Raw genomic sequence first — 24,160 nt, forward strand, 5'->3', positions numbered from 1 at the left:
TACAATTTCATAAATCGTAGTTGAATGTTAATTGTAGTAAATTTAATTACTATGATTTCACAAAAGCTAATCAACACCATCTGCAAAAATCTTGAAGAAGAACTTCCAGTCAGTGAGACAATTGCTGAAGGAGGAGAATTACACATAGACAAACTCCTTCCCTACATATGCGTGTACAGGTATAAAGAAAAAGACACTAATTTTTCAGGCCTTTTAAAAACACAAGCCTCCTATCTTGTGGTAAAGGATACTGTTGATGTTACAAACTTGTTAGAATGTATCTCAAAAACCATTTCTAAACAATTAAATGCTTTTTTAATTATTGAAATGTGGCCCTTACGAAAGGATCACGATGCAGAGTTTGAAATTTTCTGTCCTGAAGCTAAAGCTCCAGCAACCATAGCCGCTTTTAAAGAAGGGTTTGATGAACTTCGTGTTATTTACCCAGAAATATCTGCTACTGTAAATGATACGCATTCTCGGCACCCAGAACACTTGAATGCACTTATTGAAATTGATGAAAGTAAAGAGTCTGGTGCACTTATAATTGGCTTAGGCATTCCAACTATTTATGAACGTCCAGAGGAAAACCAACTGTTTTCTATTTTTTATAGGAAATTCAGTTCTCGTTTTTCAGAGATAGTAAAACGTGCGGTCTATGAGTTTATTCGGGTACAAACCTCGAATCCCTTTAATCATTACCTAATGCTAGGCAAAACCAATTTAGATAGAATTACGTTACAAGCAGATCAAGAATTAGCTGAAATTAGCGAACGCATGTCTTTTTTACTTCGCACCACGCCAGTAAATGCTACGCACGAATGGGAACGATTTAAAGAGAATAAATTTCAAGAAAAACCTGCTTTTAATTACCGGCTTATTGCGTTAGACCCCGAACAAGAAAAGCGAAAATTATATCAGCTACCCATTGATAAAGTAGACGACCCTACACTGTCATTTATTTTACGGGATAAGCGTCTGGAAATTGAAAAGCAATTGACAATGCTTGAAGAACGAGGCACCGATAATTTTCGTTTTATAGGAGAAAGCCTGTATGGTACTATTAAACCTGAAGTACTAGAAGGTGCCGCAGCTATTTTGAAAAAATTCCCAAGGTCAGATGATCGAAGTGACATGAATCGATTTGATTGTCACGAATTTGCTAAACATGCGCAAGAAGAAATTGATTACTACCAAGAAAAGTTCCCAAAACTTGAATTAGGTCTTCAAATACGAAAAGACGTTGCAGGAATTATGGTTTCAAAAACCAAATTATTAATTAGTGATAAACTCTCTATGGATGCTAGTCGCTGTGATGCTTTGGTTCAACACGAGGTAGCTACACATATTCTGACCTATTGCAACGGAAAAAGACAACCTTTACAACAAATGTATGCAGGTTTTTCTGGGTATGATAAATTGCAAGAAGGATTAGCCGTTTTAGCCGAATATTTAGTAAATGGGCTTACCATTAATAGATTACGCCTGTTGGCCGGTCGTGTGGAAGCCGCCAATTCATTAGTTAATGGAGCTTCATTTATTGAAACATTTTCTATGCTTCACAACACTTACAACTTTACCGAATACACATCCTATTACATTACCATGCGAATTTACCGAGGCGGCGGTCTCATTAAAGACGCTGTTTACCTTGCCGGATTATTAAACATTATGGATTACATCAAAGACGGTGGAAATATAGAAACCTTATACACCGGTAAGTTTAATACCAATCACGTGAATTTAATTGAAGAGTTATTACACCGAAATATTATTAAAAAACCTGTTTTACCACGCTTTTTAGAGCGAGATATCGCCAAAGAACGCCTTCAAAAATTAAAAGACGGAATACACTTAACCGAATTGCTAAATTAGAAACCTATGAAAATTGCATTTATTATTAACGACCATAAAACCGAAAAGCCTAATTATACAACTCCAGCACTAGGCTATGCTGCCTATAAAAGAGACCACGATGTATTTTTTATTGGCGTAGGCGAATTGGCATATGCCAGTGATGGTCATCTTTCCGCTCGTTGTAAAACTATAACTGGAAAAAAATTCAATAACCAAGAAACGTATTTTAAAGCTGTTCAAAAAGAAGAGTTTACTAAAATTACCTCAGCAGAATTAGATGTTCTTTTTCTACGTAATGATCCTTCTGATGAAATTGATGAACGTGAATGGGCACAGAATGCAGCCTTTATTTTTGGAGAAATCGCTATGCAAGATAAGGTGTTGGTATTAAACCATCCTAGTACACTAGCCAGTGCCGTAAACAAAATGTATTTTCAGCATTTTCCTGAAATATTACGCCCGAAAACTATAATTACACGTGATCAACAAGAAATAAAAGATTTTTTTAAAGAACAAAAGCAAAAAATGATTTTAAAGCCTTTGCAAGGTTCGGGAGGGAAAAACGTATTTATGATGGATAGTAAAAGTGAAAAAAATCTTTCCCAAACTATTGATGCTATCTGTCGTGACGGATTTGTAATTGCTCAAGAATATCTTCCAGAAGCTAAAAATGGTGACACTCGGTTATTTTTAATGAACGGCGTTCCGTTACAATCTGAAGATGGAAAATACGCCATTATGCAACGTGTAAATGCTAGCGGTGATATTCGAAGTAATATTCATGCCGGCGGAAAACCACAAAAAGTGAAAATGACAGATCAAATTCTAGAATTAGCAGAAATTGTTCGTCCAAAATTGGTGCAAGATGGTATGTTTTTAGTCGGTATTGATATTGTGGGTGACAAATTGATGGAAATAAATGTGTTCAGTCCCGGTGGACTTAATGTAATGGGCGAAATGTACAAAACCGACTTTGCTGTGGAAGTTATAAAATCAATTGAGAAGAAAGTACACTATAACAATACTTATGAAGATTATCTCTTTAACAGTAGATTAGCAACTATGTAATTTCAACACTATTCTTTTAATTATCATTTCAATAAGATTGTATCGAAGCCCTACAATTCCAACACTGTAAACTCATTCACCAAAGGATCTAAGTTTTCTTTAATTTCTGAAAGTAATGCATCATCATATTCCAGATAAAATTCTGAAAAGTTCATAGTGCGTTCCTGCAAACTTTGTTTTGGGAATAAGGTATCTTGGATATTTGTTAACCGTTCTAACTCATCAGCAAGTTTGCGTTTTTGAGCTTTTAATAAGCGTTTTTCAAGATTATCTAAACCGTTTAATTGCTTTTTTTCTTGAGCACCCACGGCCCCTAAAAAGGAGACATCTGTTTTTTCAGCTATTGAATATAAATCTTTAAATTGTTGCTGAAGATGCTCGCGCTGTTTTGAAAAATCAATATTAATTTCTGAAAGGTATTTTGTATGATTTGTTTTCAATTCGTGTTGTTTCAAAAATAAATTTTCTACTGAAACATCCAACTTTTCTAATTTTTCTGAAAGCTTAGAAGACATTAGCAATACAGAATTCCGAAGTAACAACATGGGAAACGGCACTTCCATTGCTTCAAAATAATCTTTTAACTGAAACCAATAAGCCAATTCGCCTCCACCACCGACGTAACACAAATTAGGCAATACCACTTCTTGAAATAGCGGTCGTAATAACGCGTTTGGAGAAAACCGCTCAGGATAATTTTCCAACTCTTCAAGTAATTCTTCTTTTGAAAAAAATATTTCAGTTTCGTTAACATAGAAAGTTCCATCTCTTTCAATAATACGCTCACGGAGTTCTTCTTTTAAATAAAATAAATTGATTTCTCGTGGGTGTACTTGTTCGGAGTAGCCTAAATCGGTTAGTTTTTTGGTGGTTTCTGTTACTTTTCTAAAGGATAAATTTTCGGTTAGTTCTTTTTCAGCATACGGAACAAAAGCCTTTTTTAGCAAAGTATCATTTCCGTCTACAATTACTAACCCATATGTTTTAAATAACTCATTAGCCAGATAACGAGTTGCTTGAGTCAATGTTTTGTGCTTTGTATACGCCTCCGTAAAAAGATCTATAAGGTATTGAGCGCTTTCACTGTTTGCTAATTTAGCCTGCACTACTTCTAAAACTTCGTCTAGTCCTTGGGTTGACAACTCCCCTACCGCACCAGAAGCATCTTTATTCCATTGTATTTTTTTTCCTTTGAAATTGAAATAATTAATTTCTTCAAAATCGTGATCTTCGGTTGCCATCCAGTAAACGGGCACAAAATGGTTTTCAGGATGTTCTTTGTTTAATTTTTCTGAAAGGTTAATTACTGAAAATATCTTGTACAAAAAGTAAAGTGGGCCCGTAAATAAGTTAAGTTGATGTCCGGTAGTAATGGTGAACGTTTTCTCATTTGAAAGCGATTGAATGTTATCACGTGTTTCTTTTGAAATGGAAACGTTTATATATTGCTTTTTTAAGGCTTCAACTAACATCTCCCTAGATTCCTGTGTAAAACCTTGCTTTTTTTCAATCTGTTTACCGAAATTTTCCAGTTTTGGGAAATTTCCGAAGAACGGGTTTAACGCATCTTTTTCAGCAAGATAATCACAAATTAAACTTGAAAAATAATTGGTTTCTTGGTACGGGATAGTTTTTGTTGGCATACAGTCTGTAACGATTCACACAAATGTAACTACTTTACATGAGTTGTGATTTTAAAGATACGTTAATGTTAATTTGGTTTTAAGGTATTAGATCAAAAATATATATTTTCTTAATCTGAAAGTCAATCCCTCAAGAAACTACAAAACTTTTGTTGTTTAATACATATTGAAATTGTACATTTAGTTTATGACCGAAGCTGTTATAGAAGCCGAAAAGAAACAACTCGCCAAGGAGTATAAGAAACTGCTTAAAATTAGTTACCGCAACCTTACTGCGGATGATAAAAAACTAATTAGAAGTGCTTTTGATGTAGCTGTAGATGCTCACAAGGATCAACGACGTAAGAGTGGTGAGGCGTATGTATTCCACCCGATAGCCGTAGCGAAAATAGTAGCTGCCGAAATTGGACTGGACGCAACCTCTATTGCTGCAGCTTTACTTCATGATGTAGTAGAAGATACCCAATACACTTTAACAGACTTAGAACAACTGTTTGGAGAAACTGTGGCTCGTATTGTAGATGGTTTAACTAAAATCTCTAATATGCCGTACGATAAAGACGTATCGTTACAGGCTGAGAATTTTAGAAAAATGCTACTCACGCTTAATGAGGATATCCGGGTTATCATTATAAAGATTGCTGATCGTTTGCATAATATGCAGACAATGGATAGCATGCCAGCACACAAACAGGTTAAGATTGCTTCGGAAACATTATACATTTATGCTCCAATGGCTCACCGCATTGGATTATATAACATTAAAACTGAACTCGAGGATTTAGGCTTAAAATACACAGAGCCCGAAGTTTACAATGATATTCATAGTAAAATAAGGGATAGCAAGGAAGAACAAGATGCTTACATTGAAGCTTTTTCCAAAACTCTGAAAGATTCGTTTGATGCTGAAAATTTAAATTATGAAATAAAAGGGCGCCCAAAATCAATTTTTTCAATTCGCAGAAAAATGATTGCTCAAAACGTAAGCTTTGATGAAGTGTACGATAAGTTTGCTGTGCGTATTATCTATAAAAGTGATCTTGAAAATGAAAAATTCCTCGCTTGGAAAATATACTCAATTGTAACCGATCACTTTAGACCTAATCCCATGCGATTACGAGATTGGATTTCTTCCCCAAAGTCTACTGGTTATGAAGCACTTCATATTACCGTAATGGGACCAAAAGGCAGATGGGTAGAAGTACAGATTCGTAGTGAGCGTATGAATGAAATTGCTGAAAAAGGGTATGCTGCACATTATAAATACAAAAACAAAGAAAAAGAAGACGGCGGTCTTGATGATTGGCTAAATAAGTTACAAGAAACGCTTGAAAATTCTGAAATCAGTGCTGTAGATTTTGTAGAAGAGTTTAAACTAAATCTGTACGCGAAAGAAATATTTGTCTTTACACCTAAAGGAGACTTATTTTCTTTACCCAAAGGCTCCACAGCTTTAGATTTTGCTTTTCAAGTACATACCGAAGTAGGAATGCACACTAGAGGGACAAAAGTAAATGGAAAGTTAGTCCCTTTAAGCCACGTGTTAAAAAGTGGCGATCAAGTAGAAATTATTACTTCAGAAAAAAGCAACCCCTCTGCTAACTGGCTTGATTATGTAACCACGGGTAGGGCTCGCTCAAAAATAAAATCATCTTTAAAAGACGAGAAAAAGCAAATTGCCGAAGAAGGGAAAGCTGTATTAGCACGTAAATTAAAGTCGCTAAAAATTACTTTAGATGAAAAAACCATTAATCAATTAGTTGTTTTCTTTAAAGTAAAAACTAGTTTAGACCTCTTTTATCGCGTAGGCGCTGGTATTATTGATAATCAAAAGTTGAAAGATTTTGCTGCATCGCGAAGTAATGCTTTTGTAAATTTCTTTAAAAATAAAATACGAAAACCAGATAAACCTCAAGATGTAAACAAAGAGGAAATTACCGAAAAATATGATCAACTCGTCTTTGGCAAGGAAGAAGAAAGGTTGGATTATAAAATGGCAAATTGTTGTAACCCCATTCCTGGAGACGATGTATTTGGTTTCGTTACCGTAAACGAAGGCATAAAAGTACATAAACAAAACTGTCCCAATGCGCTGCAACTGCAAAGTAACTACAGTTACCGTATTATGAAAGCCAAATGGATTGACTCTACCCAACGCGAGTTCAAAGCTAAGTTGGTGATAACAGGAATCGATGCCGTTGGACTTGTTAATAACGTTACAAAGCTAATATCAAATAATATGAATATAGATATGAGGGGTGTCCATTTTGATAGTGATGACGGGGTTTTCAACGGAAAAATAACTGTCGTGGTAAAAAATAAAAATGTATTGGACAATCTAGTCTTGAAATTGAAAAAAATAAACGGAATAGATAAAGTTACACGAGTTTAAAATGAGTAACTTTGCATCTTTGATATGAGTACCAAAACTGAGAAAAATAACCAGGCAATAGTTAAAAATGTGTTTACGGCCTACCTTGAAGAAAAAGGTCACCGTAAAACACCAGAACGCTATGCCATACTTCAAGAAATATACGACCACAAAGAACATTTTGATATAGAATCCCTTTATATCAACATGAAAAATAAAAACTACCGCGTTAGTCGTGCAACATTATATAATACTATTGAGTTGTTACTAGAGTGTGGTTTAGTACGTAAACATCAGTTTGGTCAAAATCAGGCGCATTACGAAAAATCATATTTTGATAAACAACACGATCACGTAATTTTATCTGATGGTGAAGTGATTGAATTTTGCCATCCGCGTATACAAACTATTAAGAAAACAATCGAAGAGGTTTTTGATATTGAAATTACAAAGCATTCTCTTTATTTCTACGGAAACCGAAAACAGACCAATCAATAATACATTATGGCAGTAGACTTACTACTTGGATTACAATGGGGCGACGAAGGAAAAGGAAAAATCGTCGATGTTCTCACCAAAAACTATGATATAATTGCACGTTTTCAAGGTGGCCCAAATGCAGGTCACACACTTGAATTTGACGGCATAAAACATGTTTTACACACTATTCCCAGTGGTATTTTCCACAAAGATGCCGTAAACTTAGTTGGTAACGGAGTAGTTATAGATCCTGTTATTTTCAAAAAAGAATTAGACAACCTCTCTCAGTTTAATCTTGATATTAATAAGAAACTGCTTATTTCACGTAAAGCACATCTTATATTACCAACACACAGATTATTAGATGCTGCTAGTGAAACTTCAAAAGGAAAAGCAAAAATAGGTTCTACACTTAAAGGTATTGGTCCAACTTATATGGACAAAACTGGACGTAATGGAATTCGCGTAGGAGATTTAGAGTTAAGTGATTGGAAAGAAAGATATCGTACCCTTGCTAATAAGCACGAAGCGATGATTGATTTCTATAATGTAGACATACAATACAATTTAGCCGAATTAGAATCTGAATTTTTTGAAGCAATCGAAGTTTTAAAATCATTAACCTTCATTGATAGTGAAGAGTATCTACATAAAGCTCAAAAAGAAAATAAAACCATTTTAGCCGAAGGAGCCCAAGGGTCATTATTAGATATTGATTTTGGCACCTACCCGTTTGTAACCTCATCAAACACCACAGCTGCTGGAGCTTGTACAGGTTTAGGAGTTGCACCAGGTAAAATTAAGGAGGTTTATGGAATTTTTAAAGCCTACACCACGCGTGTCGGAAGTGGTCCCTTCCCTACCGAGCTTTTTGATGAAGACGGTGAGCGAATGGCCAAAGTAGGAAACGAATTTGGTGCTACAACTGGTCGTCCTAGACGATGTGGTTGGCTCGATTTAGTAGCGTTAAAGTACGCAGTGCAAGTAAACGGAGTCACCCAACTAATGATGATGAAAGGTGATGTGTTAAGTGGTTTCAAAAAACTAAAAGTATGTACTGCCTATAAATACAAAGGTGAAACGATTGAACATTTACCGTACAATATCGAAGCGGAAAATATAACTCCGGTTTATACCGAAATGAAAGGTTGGAAAGAAGATTTAACTAAAATGAACGATGCATCACAGCTTCCAAAAGAGCTAAATGACTACATCGAATTTTTAGAAAAAGAACTAGAAACTCCAATTAAAATTGTTTCCGTAGGCCCTGACAGAGTACAAACAATTGAGCGATAGTATACTTTTTCTAGGTTAAGGCACGTTACGTAAGCGTATAAAAGCAACTACATATTGAAAGTATCCATAAACATACTACTTTGTTTTTTCTTCGGAATGACACTATATGCGCAAGAGGAACCTGAGAAAACAAAAGTGGACATAGAGTCTGGCTACCTTGAAATCAGACCCGAACTACCCGATGCTGCTATTTACACAAAAGATGATACTGGACAAGTGTATATTGTTCATGAAGGAGTCGAAATGTGGTGTGACCAAGCGTATGTATACTTAAAAGATAATTTTGTAAAAGCTTATGGTAATGTAAAGATAAACCAAGCTGATACGGTTACACTAGACAGTAAATATGCTGAATACAATGGTAACACTCAGTTTGCTTTTGCCAGTGGAGATGTGCTCTTCAAAGACCCAAAAACAACATTAAAAACAGATACTCTTTATTTTGACCGTATAAAACAACAAGCGTATTACCGAACAGGTGGAACCGTTAGAGACACTTCAAGTACCTTAACAAGCCAAGTTGGACGTTATTATGCCGAAACTAAAAAATACCAATTCCTTTCAGATGTAGTAATCAATAATCCTGATTACACAGTAAACTCACCCCAACTAGATTTTTATTCTGAAACGGGAGGCGCTTATCTATATGGTCCTTCAACAATAAAGACTGAATCTAGTACCATATATTGCGATCGTGGCTATTATGACACCCGTGCAAAAACCGGTCATTTTGTAAAAAATTCTCGTGTAGATTACGAAAATAGAATTTTATACGGCGATAGTATTTATTTTGACCAAAACAAAAGTTTTGCTTCGGCAACCAACAATATTAAGGTGCTCGATACTGTAAACAAAAGTATTATTCGTGGGCATTATGCGGAAGTGTTTCGTGAAAAAGATTCCGTTTTCATTACAAAACGTGCTGTGGCGGTTACGCTACGGGATCAAGACTCCATTTACGTACACGCCGATACATTACAAGTTACAGGAAAACCCGAAAACCGAATTATAAAAGGATTTTACCGGGCGCGATTGTTTAAAAGAGGTGCAGAAGGAGAACAACCTACTAGTGGCAAAAGTGACTCGATCTATGTAAACCAAAAAAAAGGTATTACCAAATTACTTCGAAATCCAATTTTATGGAGTGGTGAAAATCAAATGACGGGTGATACAATTCATATACTTTCCAATAGTAAAACGGAGAAATTGGATACCCTAAAAGTTTTCAATAATGCGTTTTTAATTCAAAAAGACAGTGCGGGATACAACCAAGTAAAAGGCGAACGCCTTATAGGGTTATTTACAGATAATGAATTAGACACTGTCAATATTCATAAAAATGCCGAGGTAATCTTTTTCTCTAGAAATGAAAAGGATGAATTAGTAGGCATTAACAATACGCTTTCTAGTGATATACAAATGTATTTGGAAAGTCAGGAAATCACTGGGGTCCGTTTCTTAAAGAATGTTGACGGAAAATTATACCCTCCGTCTCAATTCCCAGAAAACGCACGTATTTTACCAGGTTTTAACTGGCGAGGTGAAGAGCGGTTACAAAAAGTAGAAGACCTTTTTAAAGACAAACCTGCTCCTATTCTACCAAAAATTAAAGGAATTCGTTTGCCTGAAGACGAAGGTGAATTTTTTGATGATGTTCCCGAAGATGGGATGGAGATCCCTGAACAATCTAAACTTAAAGCGAAAGACTTTCAAAATCGAGAAGACGGCCCGAAACCAATGACACGGGAGACAGATAGTATTCAAAACGATTTAATACGAAAACCTCCCGATCCTAAAAAGGATGCACAAGACAACTCTTCCGAAGAACAAGAGAATTAAAAAAGATGCAGAAAGACCATGAAAGAAGACTTTTTTAAATATCAAACCCAAACCACACCACATCCGTTGGCCGTCGAAATTTCCCATGCCGAAGGAAGTTATATTTTCGACAATGACGGCAACAAACACTTAGATTTTATTGCAGGGGTTTCAGCTTGTAGTTTAGGACACCGTCATCCACGCATTATAAAAGCTATAAAACACCAACTTGACAAGTATCTGCATGTAATGGTATATGGCGAGTATATACAACAACCAGCAGTAAAGTTAACCAAACTTTTAGCAAACCTATTACCCGTTCCTTTAGAGACTACTTATTTAGTTAACAGCGGCGCTGAAGCTATCGATGCTTCTTTAAAGTTAGCACGCCGAGTAACTGGGCGGTCTGAAATTTTATACGCCCATAATGCATACCATGGAAACACGTTTGGCGCGTTGAGCGTAATGGGCTACGAAGATCGAAAAACCCCATTTGCACCTTTAGTACCTGATTGCCTCCCGATACGTTTTAATAATATTGACGACCTTGATAAAATAACACAAAAAACTGCGGCGGTAATTCTGGAAACCATTCAAGGCGGTGCCGGGTTTATTTTCCCTGAGAATGGGTACCTACAGGAAGTCCGTGAGCGTTGTAATGAAACAGGAACGCTTTTAATTTTAGATGAAGTTCAACCAGGCTTTGGTCGTACGGGTAAACTTTTCGGATTTCAGTATTTTAATATAGTTCCCGATATTTTGGTCATGGGAAAAGGTATGGGCGGCGGATTGCCTATTGGTGCATTTACAGCTTCACAAAAACATATGGCTCTACTGAAGGATAACCCAAAATTGGGACACATTACCACATTTGGCGGAAATCCTGTTATTGCCTCTGCTGCTTTGGCAACCTTGCTAGAAATAACCGAAACTGATTTAATTCCGAAAACGCTTCGGAAGGAACAATTATTCAGAAAGTATTTAACACACTCTTCAATTAAAGAGATTCGCGGTAAAGGGTTAATGCTGTCTTTAATAATGGACTCTGCTGAAATCGCTTCCGAAGTTATTTTACGCTGTAAAGACAATAATTTGATTCTTTTTTGGCTCCTTTTTGAACCACGAGCTGTCAGAATCACCCCACCTCTAACCATTTCAGAAGAAGAAATTAAGCAAGGCTGTGACATTATAACAGGCATCCTTAATGAGATCTCAAAACAACAAATTAAACTCAAGTAGCTGTTTTTTAGACGTTTAAAAATAAAAACAACTGTTAATAAGCCTGTTAACAACAAACACGGCATAACTATTGAATAGCCTATTACATTAGTATCTTTAAAATAGAAGAAACTGTAAAACGTTCCGTATGCAATTACCTCCAAACGAGCACGACAACTTCTCCCTCTCCCGCTTTGAATCTATGTTGAAGACAAACAGTGTCTTTTTTTTCGATTCGGAAGAGTTTGAGGACATTATTCAATTTTATCTTGAAAATGGAAAAATAGCCCTTGCAAAAAAGGCTACCAAGTTAGGATTGGAACAACACCCTTCTGCGACCAATTTGAAGTTATTTCAGATTGAAATGCACATTTTTGAAAATGAACTGGACGTAGCAGAATCAATGTTAGACGAACTGTATTCCTTAGAACAGTCTAATCAAGAGGTCTATATACAAAAAGCGAACATCTTTTCGAGACGTGACGATCATAAAAATGCCATCCAATTATTGGAGCAAGCATTAGAAATCACGAATGATGAAAACGATGTTATGGCCCTCATTGGGATGGAATATTTGTTTTTGGAAGATTTTGAAAATGCCAAGCTATTTTTCATGAAATGTCTTGAAAACGACGAAGAAGATTACTCGGCTTTATACAATATTATTTACTGTTTTGAATTTTTAGAACAACATGAAGAAGCGATAGATTATTTAAACGATTTTCTAGATAAAAACCCTTACAGTGAAGTCGCTTGGCACCAAGTAGGAAAACAGTACTACATTTTAAAAGACTTTAAAAAAGCGTTGGCAGCTTTTGATTTTGCAATAATTAGCGATGATCGTTTTATCGGTGCTTATCTTGAAAAAGGAAAAGTTCAAGAAAAATTGAAGCAATATGAAGACGCCATTGAAAGCTACACCATAACATTAGGATTAGACGACCCTACTTCCTTTGCTTTATTACGAATTGGTAAATGTTATGAAAAACTAGGAAATAGCGAGTTAGCACTTCAGTTTTACACAAAATGTGTAGAAGAAGATGGGCTACTCGATAAAGGGTGGATAGCGATTACCGATCACTATTTTAAGAAGAAGAACTACAAAAAATCCCTTTATTATATTGAAAAAGCAATCAATATAGACAGTGAAAATGTACGATACTGGAAGCGGTATGCCCGTATTAATCTGAGGTTGCATTTATTTGAAGAGGCAGAACACGGGTATCGTAGAACTTTAGAACTTGGAAACTATGAGCTAAACACTTGGCTTAGTCGTTGTGACCTCTTGTTGAAATTAGGTGAGTTTGAAGCAGCTGTAAAAAATCTCTTGCAAGCTTCTGAGTTTTATCCAGAAAATGCCGAAATAGAGTTTAGGTTTGCAGGTTTGTACAATATTTTAACTGAAGAAAGAAAGGCGGTCTATCACTTAAAAAATGGACTGAAGTTCAACCGGGAATATGTAATCATCATAGAAGAGTTGTTCCCTAACTTTTTTCAGCGACCTTCCGTGCAGCAAATAATCGAAAAACACAAAAACCCTTCTTTGTAATTTACGTATTTTTGGCATTCAGTAAATTTTTGCTATGCCAAAACGTAATTTTATACAATATCTAGTTATCACTGCAAAAGGCCTAGCTATGGGAGCTGCCGATGTGGTGCCGGGAGTATCGGGCGGTACCATCGCTTTTATCTCGGGCATTTATGAAGAGTTAATTGAAACCATTCACAAACTCGACCTTGGTTTTTTCAAACTTTGGAAAAAAGAAAGCTTTTCAAAAGCTTGGAGAGCCTATAATCTTCCTTTTTTGGTTGCTTTGTTTGCAGGAGTTGCAATCAGTATTTTATCGCTGGCCAAAACAATTACTTGGTTATTGAGCAACCACCCTATTTTGGTCTGGTCCTTCTTTTTTGGTTTGGTAATAGCAAGTATTTTATATGTAGGGAAACAAGTTACAAAATGGAATGTAATCGTCAGTATCGCACTAATTATAGCCGCTGTTGCCGCCTACGCTATCACCTTGGCAGAACCTTTGGGAACAGCAGATAGTACCTGGTTTTTATTTTTTGCGGGTTTTGTAGCAATTATAGCTATGATTTTACCCGGAATTAGTGGTGCTTTTATACTGCTGTTATTAGGAGCCTATACGGCTATTATTGGAACTATTTCGCAATTGGGAGAAGGCATTGCCAATTTCAATTGGCAGCTTATTTCGCAAGCCTTATTGAAAATAGGAATATTTGCAGTAGGTGCCATTGCAGGCTTAAAAGTGTTCTCTCGTGTATTAAACTGGATGTTTAAAAACCATAAGAATTTAATTTTAGCTGTCTTAACAGGTTTTATGGTTGGAGCGCTAAATAAAATATGGCCCTGGAAAGAAGTTTTAAAATATCGATTAAACTCTCACGGGGAAGAAGTACCTTTTATTGAACGTAGCATTATACCCACACAGTATCCTGAAGATCCACAAATTCTATATGCTCTTATTTTTATGGTCTTAGGCTTTTTGAGTATTTTTATATTGGAGCGTGTAGCCGTTTCAAAAAACAAAAAATAAATGTACGAAGAAAGGTCGTTTAGCGATAAAATGTGGCTAATTCTTAAAGGACTAGCTATGGGTGCTGCCAATAAAGTTCCGGGTGTTTCTGGTGGGGTGGTCGCTTTTGTTGCAGGCTTTTACGAAGAGTTCATATATTCTCTTCAAAAAATAAACCGAAAAGCTATTGGTTTACTATTTGATGGTCGCTTTAGGAGTTTTTACCAATATATAAACGGACGTTTTTTAGGACTTCTTTTACTGGGGATGATAATCAGTTATTTCAGCATCTCTATACTGCTAGATATGTTATTATTACATTTCGAGCTATACGTTTGGAGCGCCTTTTTTGGTATGATTATCGGTTCTATTTATTATATAGCTAAGGATTTTGGTGACTGGAACCGAAAATACGTCGCCTACCTTTTATGCGGTATTATCGCTGGAATTAGCATTAGTTTTCTAGAACCTGCCAAGGAGAATAGCAATTTACTTTTTGTATTTTTTTGTGGTATTATAGGAGTTTCCGGTATGACTTTGCCCGGACTTTCGGGCTCTTTTATACTAATCCTCCTAGGTAATTATGTTTTATTATTAGTAGATTCGGTCAATGCTTTATACGATACGTTTATAGATTTGGCACAGTTAGATTTCAGCTTTGTAAACAACCCAGAGCGTATTGAGTTGCTTAAAGTCTTAGCTTCTTTTTCATTTGGTTCCTTAGTAGGTTTGGTATCGCTTTCACATCTCTTGGCGTATGTACTAAAACGTTTTAAAAAAGCCACCTACGCTGTTATCATTGGTTTTATTTCGGGCTCTTTAGGGGTAGTTTGGCCCTGGAAAGAAAAAATATATGCACTTGATGCCTTCGGAAAGATAAAATACGATGCCAATGACCGTGTAATAATCACTGGATACGACCGCTATTGGCCATCAGAATTTTCTTTCGATACCTTTTGGGCTATTTTCTTTATTTTCGCAGGCATACTAATCGTACTAAGTTTAGATTGGTACCATAAAGCAAGAACCAAAAATAATGGCTAAATACGGACTGATAGGAAAAAACATTTCCTATTCTTTTTCAAAAACTTTTTTTTCTGTAAAATTTGAACAAGAAAACAGAGCAGACACTTACCAAAATTTTGATATTGAAGACATTAATGAGTTTCCAAAATTAATTTCTAATACTAAAGATTTAAAAGGCTTAAATGTTACCATTCCGTATAAAGAAGCTATTATCCCTTTCTTAGATAGAATTGACAAAGAAGCTTCAGAAATAGGAGCCGTAAATACCATAAAATTTCAGAACGACGGAAGCCTTAAAGGCTTTAATACCGATCACTACGGCTTTGCAAAATCTCTTGCCAATTTTTTACCTATTGAAGAAAAAACAGCTTTAATACTAGGTACTGGCGGTGCTTCAAAAGCTATTAAATATGTCTTAGAGACTATGGGTTTTCAGTATAAAATCGTCTCCCGTAAAAAAACTGAAAATACTATTACATATCAAGAGTTAACAAGGGAAGTACTAAATAAATACTTTTTAATTATAAATTGCACCCCTCTTGGCACGTTCCCGAACGTATCAGAATACCCAAACATTCCCTATCACTACATCACTGACAATCACGTGCTTTTTGATTTAATCTACAACCCGTCGCAAACAGAATTTCTAAAATTAGGGCAAGCACAAGGTGCACGAACAAGTAACGGATTGAAAATGCTGGAACATCAAGCAAAAAAAGCTTGGAAAATTTGGCGATCGTAAGTTTCTACTAAATCTTTTCAAAAAAAAGACCGAACCTTTGTCGTTTGCTTAGTTGTTAGTATCTTGACCCTTTAAGGATAACGAACCTAAACATTGAAAGATATGTCTGACAAAAAAACGGCAAAAGAAGAAGAAACAGTTTCAGAAAACAACGAAACAATCAATTCTTCAAAAAAAGAAGTAGAAAAAGTTGAAAATACTGACAAAGCAGATTCTAAAGAGGATACCGAGGTATTAGAAAATGCACTAGTTGATGAATCTACTAAAACTAAAGCACCAACAGAAAAGCTTTCTGCAGAAGAAAATTCTTCCGAAGAACAAGTAGAAAAGCCATCCGAGGAAAGTTCAGAAAAAGAAATTGCACCTGAAGAAGAAGTCACTTCTGATAAAGCTGAAACTGAAAAGGTTTCAAATGAAAATACTGATGAGGAAGAGGAAGAAGAAATCACTTCTTCAGATGAGGAAGAAAAAGAAGATGAGGAAGAAGACGAGGGAAAAGACTACAGCGAACTTTCTAAAAAAGAGCTGATCAATGAGTTTAAGTCGTTACTCAAAAACAATCCGGTTCAAAAAATTAAAAATGAAGTTGAAGAGATAAGATCAGAATTCAACTCAAAATTTAATGAGCTTTTAGAGCAAAAAAAGGAAGAGTTTTTGGCCGATGGTGGAAACATAATCGACTTTCAATATACCACTCCACTAAAGAAAGATTTTAATTCACTTTACTTTGATTATAAAGAAAAACGCAATAAGCACTACAAAAACTTAAAGCGCGACCTCCACGCCAACCTTGAAAAAAGGCAAAATCTTATTGAGGAATTAAAAGGGTTGTTAAATGCTGAAGAAAGCATGGGCAAAACTTACAATCACTTTAAAGATATACAAAAACGTTGGCACGAAGCGGGAGCTATACCAAGGGATAAGTACAATTTAGTATGGAATAATTATCACCATCACGTTGAAAATTTTTACGATTTTCTACATTTAAATCGTGAGTTCAGAGATATGGATTTTAAACATAATCTGGAACAAAAACTTAAGCTAATAGGCAGGGCCGAAGAGTTAGCTCAAGAAAAAAACATTAATAAAGCATTTAGAGAATTACAAATGCTCCACAAAATGTGGAAAGAAGATGTGGGCCCTGTTGCTAAAGAATACCGGGAAGATGTTTGGGATAAATTTAGTGAAGCTACTAAAGTTATTCACGATAAACGCCACGCACACCTAGAAGAGCAAGAAAAGGAATATGAAGCTAATTATGAGGTAAAGAAAGACCTTATTAACCAGATAAAGCAAGTTACAGAAAATACCAAGCCTAGTCATCAAGCTTGGCAACATGCCATTAAAAAAGTACAAGAATTACGTGATGCCTATTTTGCCGCTGGAAAAGTACCAAGAGCTTTAAATAAAGGAATTTGGAATGCATTTAAAGACGCTACTCGTACTTTCAATAGGACTAAAAATGCTTATTATAAAGATCAGAAAAAAGAGCAATATGCTAATTTAGAAAAGAAACGTAAGTTAGTGAAAATTGCCGAAGACAATAAAGACAGCGACGACACAGAGACCACGACTCCGTTAATGAAAAAAGTCCAAGCAGATTGGAAAAAAATTGGTCACGTACCACGAAAATACAGTGATAAAATCTGGAAACAGTTTAAAGCAGCATGCAACCATTACTTTGATAGATTACACGCTCAAAAAGACGAAGAAAAGGAAGAAGAAAAAGAACATTTTGCAGCTAAAGAAAGTCTGCTAGAAAAAATGAACAACCTTGACCTTTCTGGAGATCATAAAAAAGATTTAAAAATCATTAAAGCAAATATAAGCGAATGGAAAAAAATTGGTCGTGTCCCTTATAAAAAGCGAAACATTGAACAAAAATTTAATAAAACCTTGGATGGTTTGTTCAATAAATTAGACCTGAGCAAAAAAGATGCTGAGCTTATTAAATTTGAAAATAAGCTTAACACCCTAAGTAACCGGGATGATGAGCGAAAACTTAAAAATGAACACTTCTTTATTTCGAAAAAGATAAATGAAACTAAAGATGAGATTAGACAATTAGAAAATAATTTGAGCTTCTTTAAACATGTTGATGACGATAATCCTTTGGTGAAAGAAGTACATAATAACATTGCCAAACACAAAGAGCAGTTAGAAGTTTGGAAAGCCAAACTTTCTAAAATAAAATCGGTTAGAGATGCCTAACCACCCAATTTGCCCATTATGTAAGCTTAATGATAATTTTGAATACCATAATGGCAATGAAGGTATATTTTACAGATGCAACACTTGTGATTTGGTTTTTAAAGCAAGTATCCATTACCCGTCTCAAAAAACTGAAAAGGAACGTTATTTAACGCATAATAACGATATAACGGATATTGGGTACCAAAACTTTGTTTCCCCTATTGTTGAAGCTGTAGCCACAGACTTTCCTACCAATGCTCTTGGGTTAGACTTTGGCGCCGGAACCGGCCCTGTTATTACCAAAATGCTATCCGATAAAGGGTATTCTTTAACCTTATACGATACTTTTTTTCATCCAAATCGAGAAGCATTAAAGCTATCATATAATTTTATAGTGTGTTGTGAAGTGATGGAGCATTTTCACAATCCAGATAAAGAGTTTGCACTTTTAAAAAGTTTGTTGAAACCGAATGGAAAGCTCTATTGCATGACAGATCTCTTTTCTACCACAACCAATTTTGAAAATTGGAATTATAAAAACGATAAAACACACGTAGTATTTTATTCAGAAACTACACTCAAATGGATACAGCAGACTTTTAATTTTTCTGAAGTAAAAATTGACGGAAGATTGATTGTTTTTACTAGTTGACTTTTAAAGAATTATAACTGTTTCGCTTCTTCCCAAAAAACATCCATTTCGGATAGCGTCATATCTTTTAGAGCTATTCCTTTTTCTTTAGCCTTACTTTCCAGATACTGAAACCTAGTAATAAACTTTTTATTAGTTCGTTCTAAAGCATTTTCAGGGTTTATATGTAAGAAACGGGCGTAGTTAATCATAGAGAATAAAACATCCCCAAATTCGGCTTCTATTTTATCTTTATTGTTATCTGCTACTTCATGTTGTAGCTCTTCTAGTTCTTCTTTTAGTTTTTCAAAAACTTGCTGCGGCTCTTCCCAATCAAAACCTACTCCAGCTACTTTATCTTGAATCCTATTCGCTTTCACCAATGACGGAAGCGATTTCGGCACACCCTCCAGCACACTTTCTTTACCTTCTTTTAGCTTTAAGTTTTCCCAGTTTCTTTTTACTTCTTCTTCATCAGCCACATCAACATCACCATAAATATGTGGATGACGAGATATCAATTTTTCACAAATTTGGTTGGTGACATCAGCAATATCAAAATCATTAGTTTCACTACCAATTTTAGCATAAAAGACAATATGTAGCAACAAATCGCCCAATTCGCCTTTAATTTCCTCAAGATTATTATCCAAAATTGCATCACCTAGTTCGTATGTTTCTTCAATAGTGAGGTGTCGCAAGGTCTGCAAGGTTTGTTTTTTGTCCCAAGGGCATTGTTCACGAAGTTCGTCCATGATGGTTAGAAGGCGGTCAAATGCACGCAATTGGTCTTTTCTGGAGTTCATAAATATGTATTTCAAAAGTTATAAAACAAAGCTACTGGAAATCGTTTTTATAACGTAAAAAGCGACCATAAATAAAAAAATATATACCAAAATTCGTATTTTTAAGGTTTGTAAATTCGGTATAAAATCAGACTCTGACGGTAAGTATTTGGCAGAAAAACAGTTGTTTTTTAACCTAAAAAACAATGAATGCTACTCACATAACTTAGCGCCGTAATTAGCATCTTTATTATATGATTAAAAAAGCTCTTGTAACACCTTTCAAAAAATTTATAAAAATTGAAGCCTTTAGTGGAATCTTGTTGCTTGTTGCAACTATTATTGCTTTAATATGGGCTAATTCGCCTTATGCAGATACCTACCAAGCAATATGGGACTATAAACTTGGTTTTTCAATTCAGGATTTTGAACTAAACAAACCCCTTATACTTTGGGTTAATGATGGATTAATGGCCATTTTCTTTTTCTTGATTGGTTTAGAAATAAAAAGAGAGTTTTTAATTGGCGAATTAAATACCGTTAAGAAAATTGCCTTTCCACTTTTTGGAGCTATTGGAGGGATGACTATCCCTGTATTGTTTTTCTTTTTACTTAACAAAAGCCCTGAAACTACTGAAGGTTGGGCAATACCAATGGCTACCGATATTGCATTTGCCTTGGCAGTACTAAACCTTTTAGGAAATAGAGTACCGCTAAGTCTTAAAGTTTTCTTGACTGCATTTGCCATTGTTGATGATATTGGGGCCGTTCTAGTAATTGCTCTTTTTTATAGTGAAAGTATTAACCTTGGTCTATTAGCAGCAGCTATGGCACTATTAGGTTTCTTGTATTTTGTTTCGTACCGAGGGTATTATTCAAGGTTTATGCTTCTTATTTTTGGTATCGTTATTTGGACCTTATTTTTAAAATCTGGTATTCATCCTACAATTGCAGGTATCTTATTAGCGTTTTCCATTCCTGTACGCCAAAAGATCCATACTCCAGATTTTATTGATAACCTAATGGACATAACCAATAACATTAAAAAAGCTGAAGTAATAAATAAACCCATTCTGTCCAAGGAACAAATTAGAGAAATTGACGATTTAGAAGATTGGACCAGTAAGTTTCAAAGTCCACTGCAACACTTAGAGCATGGGTTGCACGGTTGGGTAGCTTATTTTATCATTCCTATTTTTGCTTTTGCCAATGCAGGAGTTATGCTTAATAGCGATGTTCAACTAGAAACTAGTTTAATAACGGTTATTGCCGCATCATTGGTTTTAGGAAACAGTATTGGCGTTACTACTATTATCCTTTTTGCACAGCGTATACGGTTAATTTCAATACCAAACGACATAACTTTTAAACACATTATAGGAGTTTCCTTTCTAGCTGGGATTGGATTTACCATGTCCATTTTTGTGGCTAGTTTAGCATTTAAAAATAATCCTGCCTATATTGATTCTGCTAAAATAGGCATCCTTCTTGGCTCCTTTATTTCTGCATTGATTGGATTCTTTATACTAAGGGTAGGTTCAACTAAAAAATACAGACGTACCAAAAAATAAGGAAATTTCAATTTATAAAAAAGCCCGTACCAAATTATGATACGGGCTTTTTTATAATTTATTATATAGTAATTACTCTTCTTCTGAAGCAGCTTTTTCTTTAGACTCTTCAGGTTCGGAGAAATCTGTAATTTCATTTTTTTGAAGTAAGTTATACCACTGTATTACTTTCTTGATATCACTTGGGTATACACGATCTTCATCATAATCTGGTAAAACCTCAAAAAAGTATTCTTCCAATTTTATTTTAGGTTCTTTATGGCTAATGGCCGCTCCCCCATTTTCTTTTTCTGAAATTTTTGAAAACACCTCTCTAATTGGAACTTCTTCAGTTAACGTGTAGATCGCTATCTCGCTCAATAAACTTACATTATGACGTCCGCTTACGTTAATTTTTTTTCCGTCTAATAATGATTCGGCTAAAAAACCACTACGCGTTTGTGTTTTTAACTTGTACAATCCGGGCTTACCGGCAATTGATAAAATTTTTTCTAAGCTCATAAACTATCTTTTTCAATTTTTGAAAGGTGCAAATATGCACGGTTTCATTATTCTTTGCAATGCTATTAACGTTTCTTTTTGGCTTTAGGGAATTTCATTCTATAATCAATGTTGATTTTCCCTGCTGAAATTTTACTTAACTTACTTTTAATCAGCCGTTTCTTTAATGGCGAAAGTTTATCGGTAAATAAAATCCCTTCAATATGGTCGTATTCGTGCTGTACAATACGAGCAGCAATTCCTTTTAAAGTTTCCTTATGGGTTTTGAAGTTTTCGTCCTCATATTCAATAACAATTTCTGGCTGGCGAAATACATCTTCCCGAACCTCCGGAATACTCAAACACCCTTCGTTAAAAGCCCATTCGTCACCAGATTCTTCTAAAATACGAGCGTTGATAAATGTTTTTTTGAAACCTTCAAGTTGTTTGCGCTCTTCTTCAGTTAAATCTTCATCATCGGCAAAAGGGCTTGCATCTACTAAAAATATACGAATAGGAAGCCCTACTTGTGGCGCAGCTAGGCCAACGCCTCTTGCAGCGTACATTGTTTCGTACATGTTTTCGAGCAATTCATCCAGTTTTGGATATTCTGCATCAATCTCTTTTGCTTCCTTTTTTAAAACGGGATCGCCGTATGCTACAATTGGTAAAATCATTCGTATGGGTTTAAATCTAACTATTTATTGTATAAATATTCTTGAAGGATAATGGTAGCGCTAATTTCATCAATCAAAGCTTTATTTCTGCGTTTCTTTTTCTTTAACCCACTATCAATCATCGTTTGGAACGCCATTTTACTTGAGTATCGTTCATCTACCCGTTTTAGTTCCAATTCTGGAAATGCTTTGGAAAACTTCAGAATAAATTCTTTAATATGAACCTCTACATCACTCGCAGTACCATCTTTCTGCTTCGGTTCGCCCACCAAAATCAATTCAACTTTTTCTGAAGCTATATATTTTTTCAGAAAATCGAATAGTTCTTTTGTGGGTACCGTTGTCAATCCGGAAGCTATTAACTGTAATTCGTCAGTTATAGCAATTCCAGTGCGTTTAGTACCGTAATCTATGGCTAAAATTCGTCCCATTCGGCTGCAAAAATACGGGTTTGTAAAATAGTATGCCAAAAAAGGGAAGTTAATTGCATTGGACTTTTATCTTTGTGATTAAATTTTGATTGAAATATGAGCCAGTTACAACAAATAATAGAAAAAGCTTGGAACGATCGTTCCTTATTACAAGATACCAAAACCATAAATGCTATTCGCGAGGTAGTGAAACTTTGCGATGAGGGGAAACTTCGTTGTGCAGAACCCACCAACGATGGATGGCAAGTAAATGAATGGGTAAAAAAAGCAGTGGTTTTATACTTCCCAATTCAAAAAATGGAAACTATGGAAGCTGGTATTTTTGAATACCACGATAAAATTCCGTTGAAAAAAGGCTATAAAGAAAAAGGGGTACGCGTAGTACCACATGCGGTTGCACGTCATGGAGCATACGTTTCAAAAGGAGTAATAATGATGCCCAGCTATGTAAATATTGGTGCTTATGTTGATGAAGGTACGATGGTTGATACGTGGGCAACTGTGGGAAGTTGTGCTCAAATTGGTAAAAACGTTCACCTAAGTGGCGGGGTTGGAATTGGTGGCGTTTTAGAACCCTTACAAGCCGCCCCAGTAATTATAGAAGACAATGCTTTTATTGGTTCACGATGTATCGTTGTGGAAGGCGTACGAGTTGAAAAAGAAGCTGTTTTAGGTGCAAACGTTGTTTTGACTGCCTCTACAAAAATAATCGATGTAACCGGTGATGAACCTGTTGAAACAAAAGGTTTAATTCCATCGCGATCAGTAGTAATTCCTGGAAGTTATACCAAAAAATTTCCTGCAGGAGAGTTTCAAGTGCCTTGTGCTTTAATTATTGGTAAAAGAAAAGAAAGTACCAATAAAAAAACATCGCTTAATGACGCACTTCGCGAGTATAATGTAGCGGTATAATTAGATGAAAGTACTCGTAATACAACAAAAAATGATTGGTGACGTGTTAACGTCCACCGTGCTATTTGAGGTATTACGAAACCATTTTCCAGAAGCTGAGTTACATTACTTAGTCAATTCGCACACCATTCCCGTAATTGAAAATAACCCTGTTATTGATAAAGTGATTCCATTTACCAATGAAGTGGAGTCTTCTAAGAGCGAGTTTAAGGCCTTGCGGGAGAGTGTAAAAAAGGAAGGCTACGATGTGGTGATCGATGCGTATGCTAAAATAAGCAGCGCTTGGATAGCAAAAAGCTCGGGAGCAAAATACCGTATTTCATATAAAAAATGGTACACCCAGTTTGCATACACCCACACGTTTTCTCGGCACACCATGTCATTAACACAAGCTGGATTGGCGATTGAAAACAGGTTAATGCTACTA

At 35.5% G+C, this 24,160-nt stretch carries 21 protein-coding genes; 16 read left to right on the forward strand and 5 right to left on the reverse strand.

What is annotated here, in order from left to right:
* Window positions 1-51: 51 nt before the first annotated feature.
* On the forward strand, window positions 52-1,875 hold the full coding sequence (locus tag AACZ92_RS02805; RefSeq protein ID WP_339696899.1) for a tyrosine/phenylalanine carboxypeptidase domain-containing protein: 1,824 nt from the start codon (window positions 52-54) through the stop codon (window positions 1,873-1,875).
* A gap of 6 nt (window positions 1,876-1,881) precedes the next feature.
* Window positions 1,882-2,925 carry a glutathione synthetase gene (locus tag AACZ92_RS02810; protein WP_339696902.1) on the forward strand — a complete coding sequence of 348 codons (1,044 nt, stop codon included), beginning with the start codon at window positions 1,882-1,884 and terminating at the stop codon, window positions 2,923-2,925.
* Window positions 2,926-2,975: 50 nt separating this feature from the next.
* Here the strand turns inward: AACZ92_RS02810 and bshC are convergent, their stop codons facing one another.
* Entirely contained in the window at window positions 2,976-4,568 is a 1,593-nt protein-coding gene (bshC, locus tag AACZ92_RS02815) for a bacillithiol biosynthesis cysteine-adding enzyme BshC (RefSeq protein ID WP_339696905.1), read from the reverse strand.
* 187 nt (window positions 4,569-4,755) lie between these two features.
* Between bshC and AACZ92_RS02820 the strand changes: the two genes are divergently transcribed.
* The 11 genes from AACZ92_RS02820 (at window position 4,756) to AACZ92_RS02870 (ending at window position 18,898) form a co-directional block, all read left to right on the forward strand.
* Window positions 4,756-6,960 carry a RelA/SpoT family protein gene (locus AACZ92_RS02820; RefSeq protein ID WP_339696907.1) on the forward strand — a complete coding sequence of 735 codons (2,205 nt, stop codon included), beginning with the start codon at window positions 4,756-4,758 and terminating at the stop codon, window positions 6,958-6,960.
* 24 nt (window positions 6,961-6,984) lie between these two features.
* The gene (locus AACZ92_RS02825; RefSeq protein ID WP_339696910.1) at window positions 6,985-7,437 is read left to right on the forward strand and encodes a transcriptional repressor; all 453 of its coding nucleotides are present in this window, start codon (window positions 6,985-6,987) and stop codon (window positions 7,435-7,437) included.
* A 6-nt stretch (window positions 7,438-7,443) separates the two neighbouring features.
* Window positions 7,444-8,715 (forward strand): adenylosuccinate synthase, encoded by a 1,272-nt coding sequence (locus AACZ92_RS02830; protein WP_339696913.1) that lies wholly within the window; start codon window positions 7,444-7,446, stop codon window positions 8,713-8,715.
* Window positions 8,716-8,769: 54 nt separating this feature from the next.
* Complete coding sequence (locus tag AACZ92_RS02835) at window positions 8,770-10,554, forward strand: OstA-like protein (protein WP_339696916.1); 1,785 nt, start codon at window positions 8,770-8,772, stop codon at window positions 10,552-10,554.
* Between the two features lie 18 nt (window positions 10,555-10,572).
* A complete protein-coding gene (locus AACZ92_RS02840; RefSeq protein WP_339696919.1) occupies window positions 10,573-11,772 on the forward strand; it encodes an aspartate aminotransferase family protein in 1,200 nt (399 codons plus the stop codon).
* 127 nt (window positions 11,773-11,899) lie between these two features.
* Window positions 11,900-13,300: a tetratricopeptide repeat protein gene (locus AACZ92_RS02845; protein ID WP_117159712.1), complete on the forward strand. Its 1,401-nt coding sequence runs from the start codon at window positions 11,900-11,902 to the stop codon at window positions 13,298-13,300.
* 34 nt (window positions 13,301-13,334) lie between these two features.
* Window positions 13,335-14,306, forward strand: coding sequence for a DUF368 domain-containing protein (locus tag AACZ92_RS02850; RefSeq protein ID WP_339696927.1), 972 nt, complete (start codon window positions 13,335-13,337; stop codon window positions 14,304-14,306).
* The gene (locus tag AACZ92_RS02855; protein WP_339696929.1) at window positions 14,307-15,329 is read left to right on the forward strand and encodes a DUF368 domain-containing protein; all 1,023 of its coding nucleotides are present in this window, start codon (window positions 14,307-14,309) and stop codon (window positions 15,327-15,329) included.
* Entirely contained in the window at window positions 15,322-16,053 is a 732-nt protein-coding gene (locus AACZ92_RS02860) for a shikimate dehydrogenase (RefSeq protein WP_339696930.1), read from the forward strand. The genes AACZ92_RS02855 and AACZ92_RS02860 overlap by 8 nt, the downstream gene beginning before the upstream one ends.
* A 102-nt stretch (window positions 16,054-16,155) precedes the next feature.
* On the forward strand, window positions 16,156-18,264 hold the full coding sequence (locus AACZ92_RS02865; protein WP_339696931.1) for a DUF349 domain-containing protein: 2,109 nt from the start codon (window positions 16,156-16,158) through the stop codon (window positions 18,262-18,264).
* A complete protein-coding gene (locus tag AACZ92_RS02870) occupies window positions 18,257-18,898 on the forward strand; it encodes a class I SAM-dependent methyltransferase (protein WP_339696932.1) in 642 nt (213 codons plus the stop codon). The genes AACZ92_RS02865 and AACZ92_RS02870 overlap by 8 nt, the downstream gene beginning before the upstream one ends.
* An 11-nt stretch (window positions 18,899-18,909) precedes the next feature.
* Here the strand turns inward: AACZ92_RS02870 and mazG are convergent, their stop codons facing one another.
* Window positions 18,910-19,683 carry a nucleoside triphosphate pyrophosphohydrolase gene (gene mazG / locus AACZ92_RS02875; protein ID WP_339696933.1) on the reverse strand — a complete coding sequence of 258 codons (774 nt, stop codon included), beginning with the start codon at window positions 19,681-19,683 and terminating at the stop codon, window positions 18,910-18,912.
* A gap of 233 nt (window positions 19,684-19,916) precedes the next feature.
* Between mazG and nhaA the strand changes: the two genes are divergently transcribed.
* Entirely contained in the window at window positions 19,917-21,233 is a 1,317-nt protein-coding gene (gene nhaA, locus AACZ92_RS02880) for a Na+/H+ antiporter NhaA (protein ID WP_339696935.1), read from the forward strand.
* A gap of 72 nt (window positions 21,234-21,305) precedes the next feature.
* Here nhaA and AACZ92_RS02885 read toward each other — a convergent pair whose 3' ends face one another.
* From AACZ92_RS02885 to ruvX, 3 genes are all read right to left on the reverse strand, one after another.
* Entirely contained in the window at window positions 21,306-21,734 is a 429-nt protein-coding gene (locus AACZ92_RS02885; protein ID WP_339696937.1) for a DUF5606 domain-containing protein, read from the reverse strand.
* Between the two features lie 65 nt (window positions 21,735-21,799).
* On the reverse strand, window positions 21,800-22,390 hold the full coding sequence (gene def, locus AACZ92_RS02890; protein ID WP_339696939.1) for a peptide deformylase: 591 nt from the start codon (window positions 22,388-22,390) through the stop codon (window positions 21,800-21,802).
* A gap of 20 nt (window positions 22,391-22,410) precedes the next feature.
* Window positions 22,411-22,821 carry a Holliday junction resolvase RuvX gene (gene ruvX, locus AACZ92_RS02895; protein ID WP_339696941.1) on the reverse strand — a complete coding sequence of 137 codons (411 nt, stop codon included), beginning with the start codon at window positions 22,819-22,821 and terminating at the stop codon, window positions 22,411-22,413.
* A 96-nt stretch (window positions 22,822-22,917) separates the two neighbouring features.
* Between ruvX and AACZ92_RS02900 the strand changes: the two genes are divergently transcribed.
* Both AACZ92_RS02900 and AACZ92_RS02905 read left to right on the forward strand, forming a co-directional pair.
* Window positions 22,918-23,733 (forward strand): 2,3,4,5-tetrahydropyridine-2,6-dicarboxylate N-succinyltransferase, encoded by an 816-nt coding sequence (locus AACZ92_RS02900; RefSeq protein WP_339696943.1) that lies wholly within the window; start codon window positions 22,918-22,920, stop codon window positions 23,731-23,733.
* A 4-nt stretch (window positions 23,734-23,737) separates the two neighbouring features.
* The coding region (locus AACZ92_RS02905; protein ID WP_339696945.1) for a glycosyltransferase family 9 protein at window positions 23,738-24,160 on the forward strand (423 nt) is incomplete at its 3' end.

This window comes from uncultured Marixanthomonas sp., assembly GCF_963974425.1.
Lineage (GTDB): Bacteria > Bacteroidota > Bacteroidia > Flavobacteriales > Flavobacteriaceae > Marixanthomonas.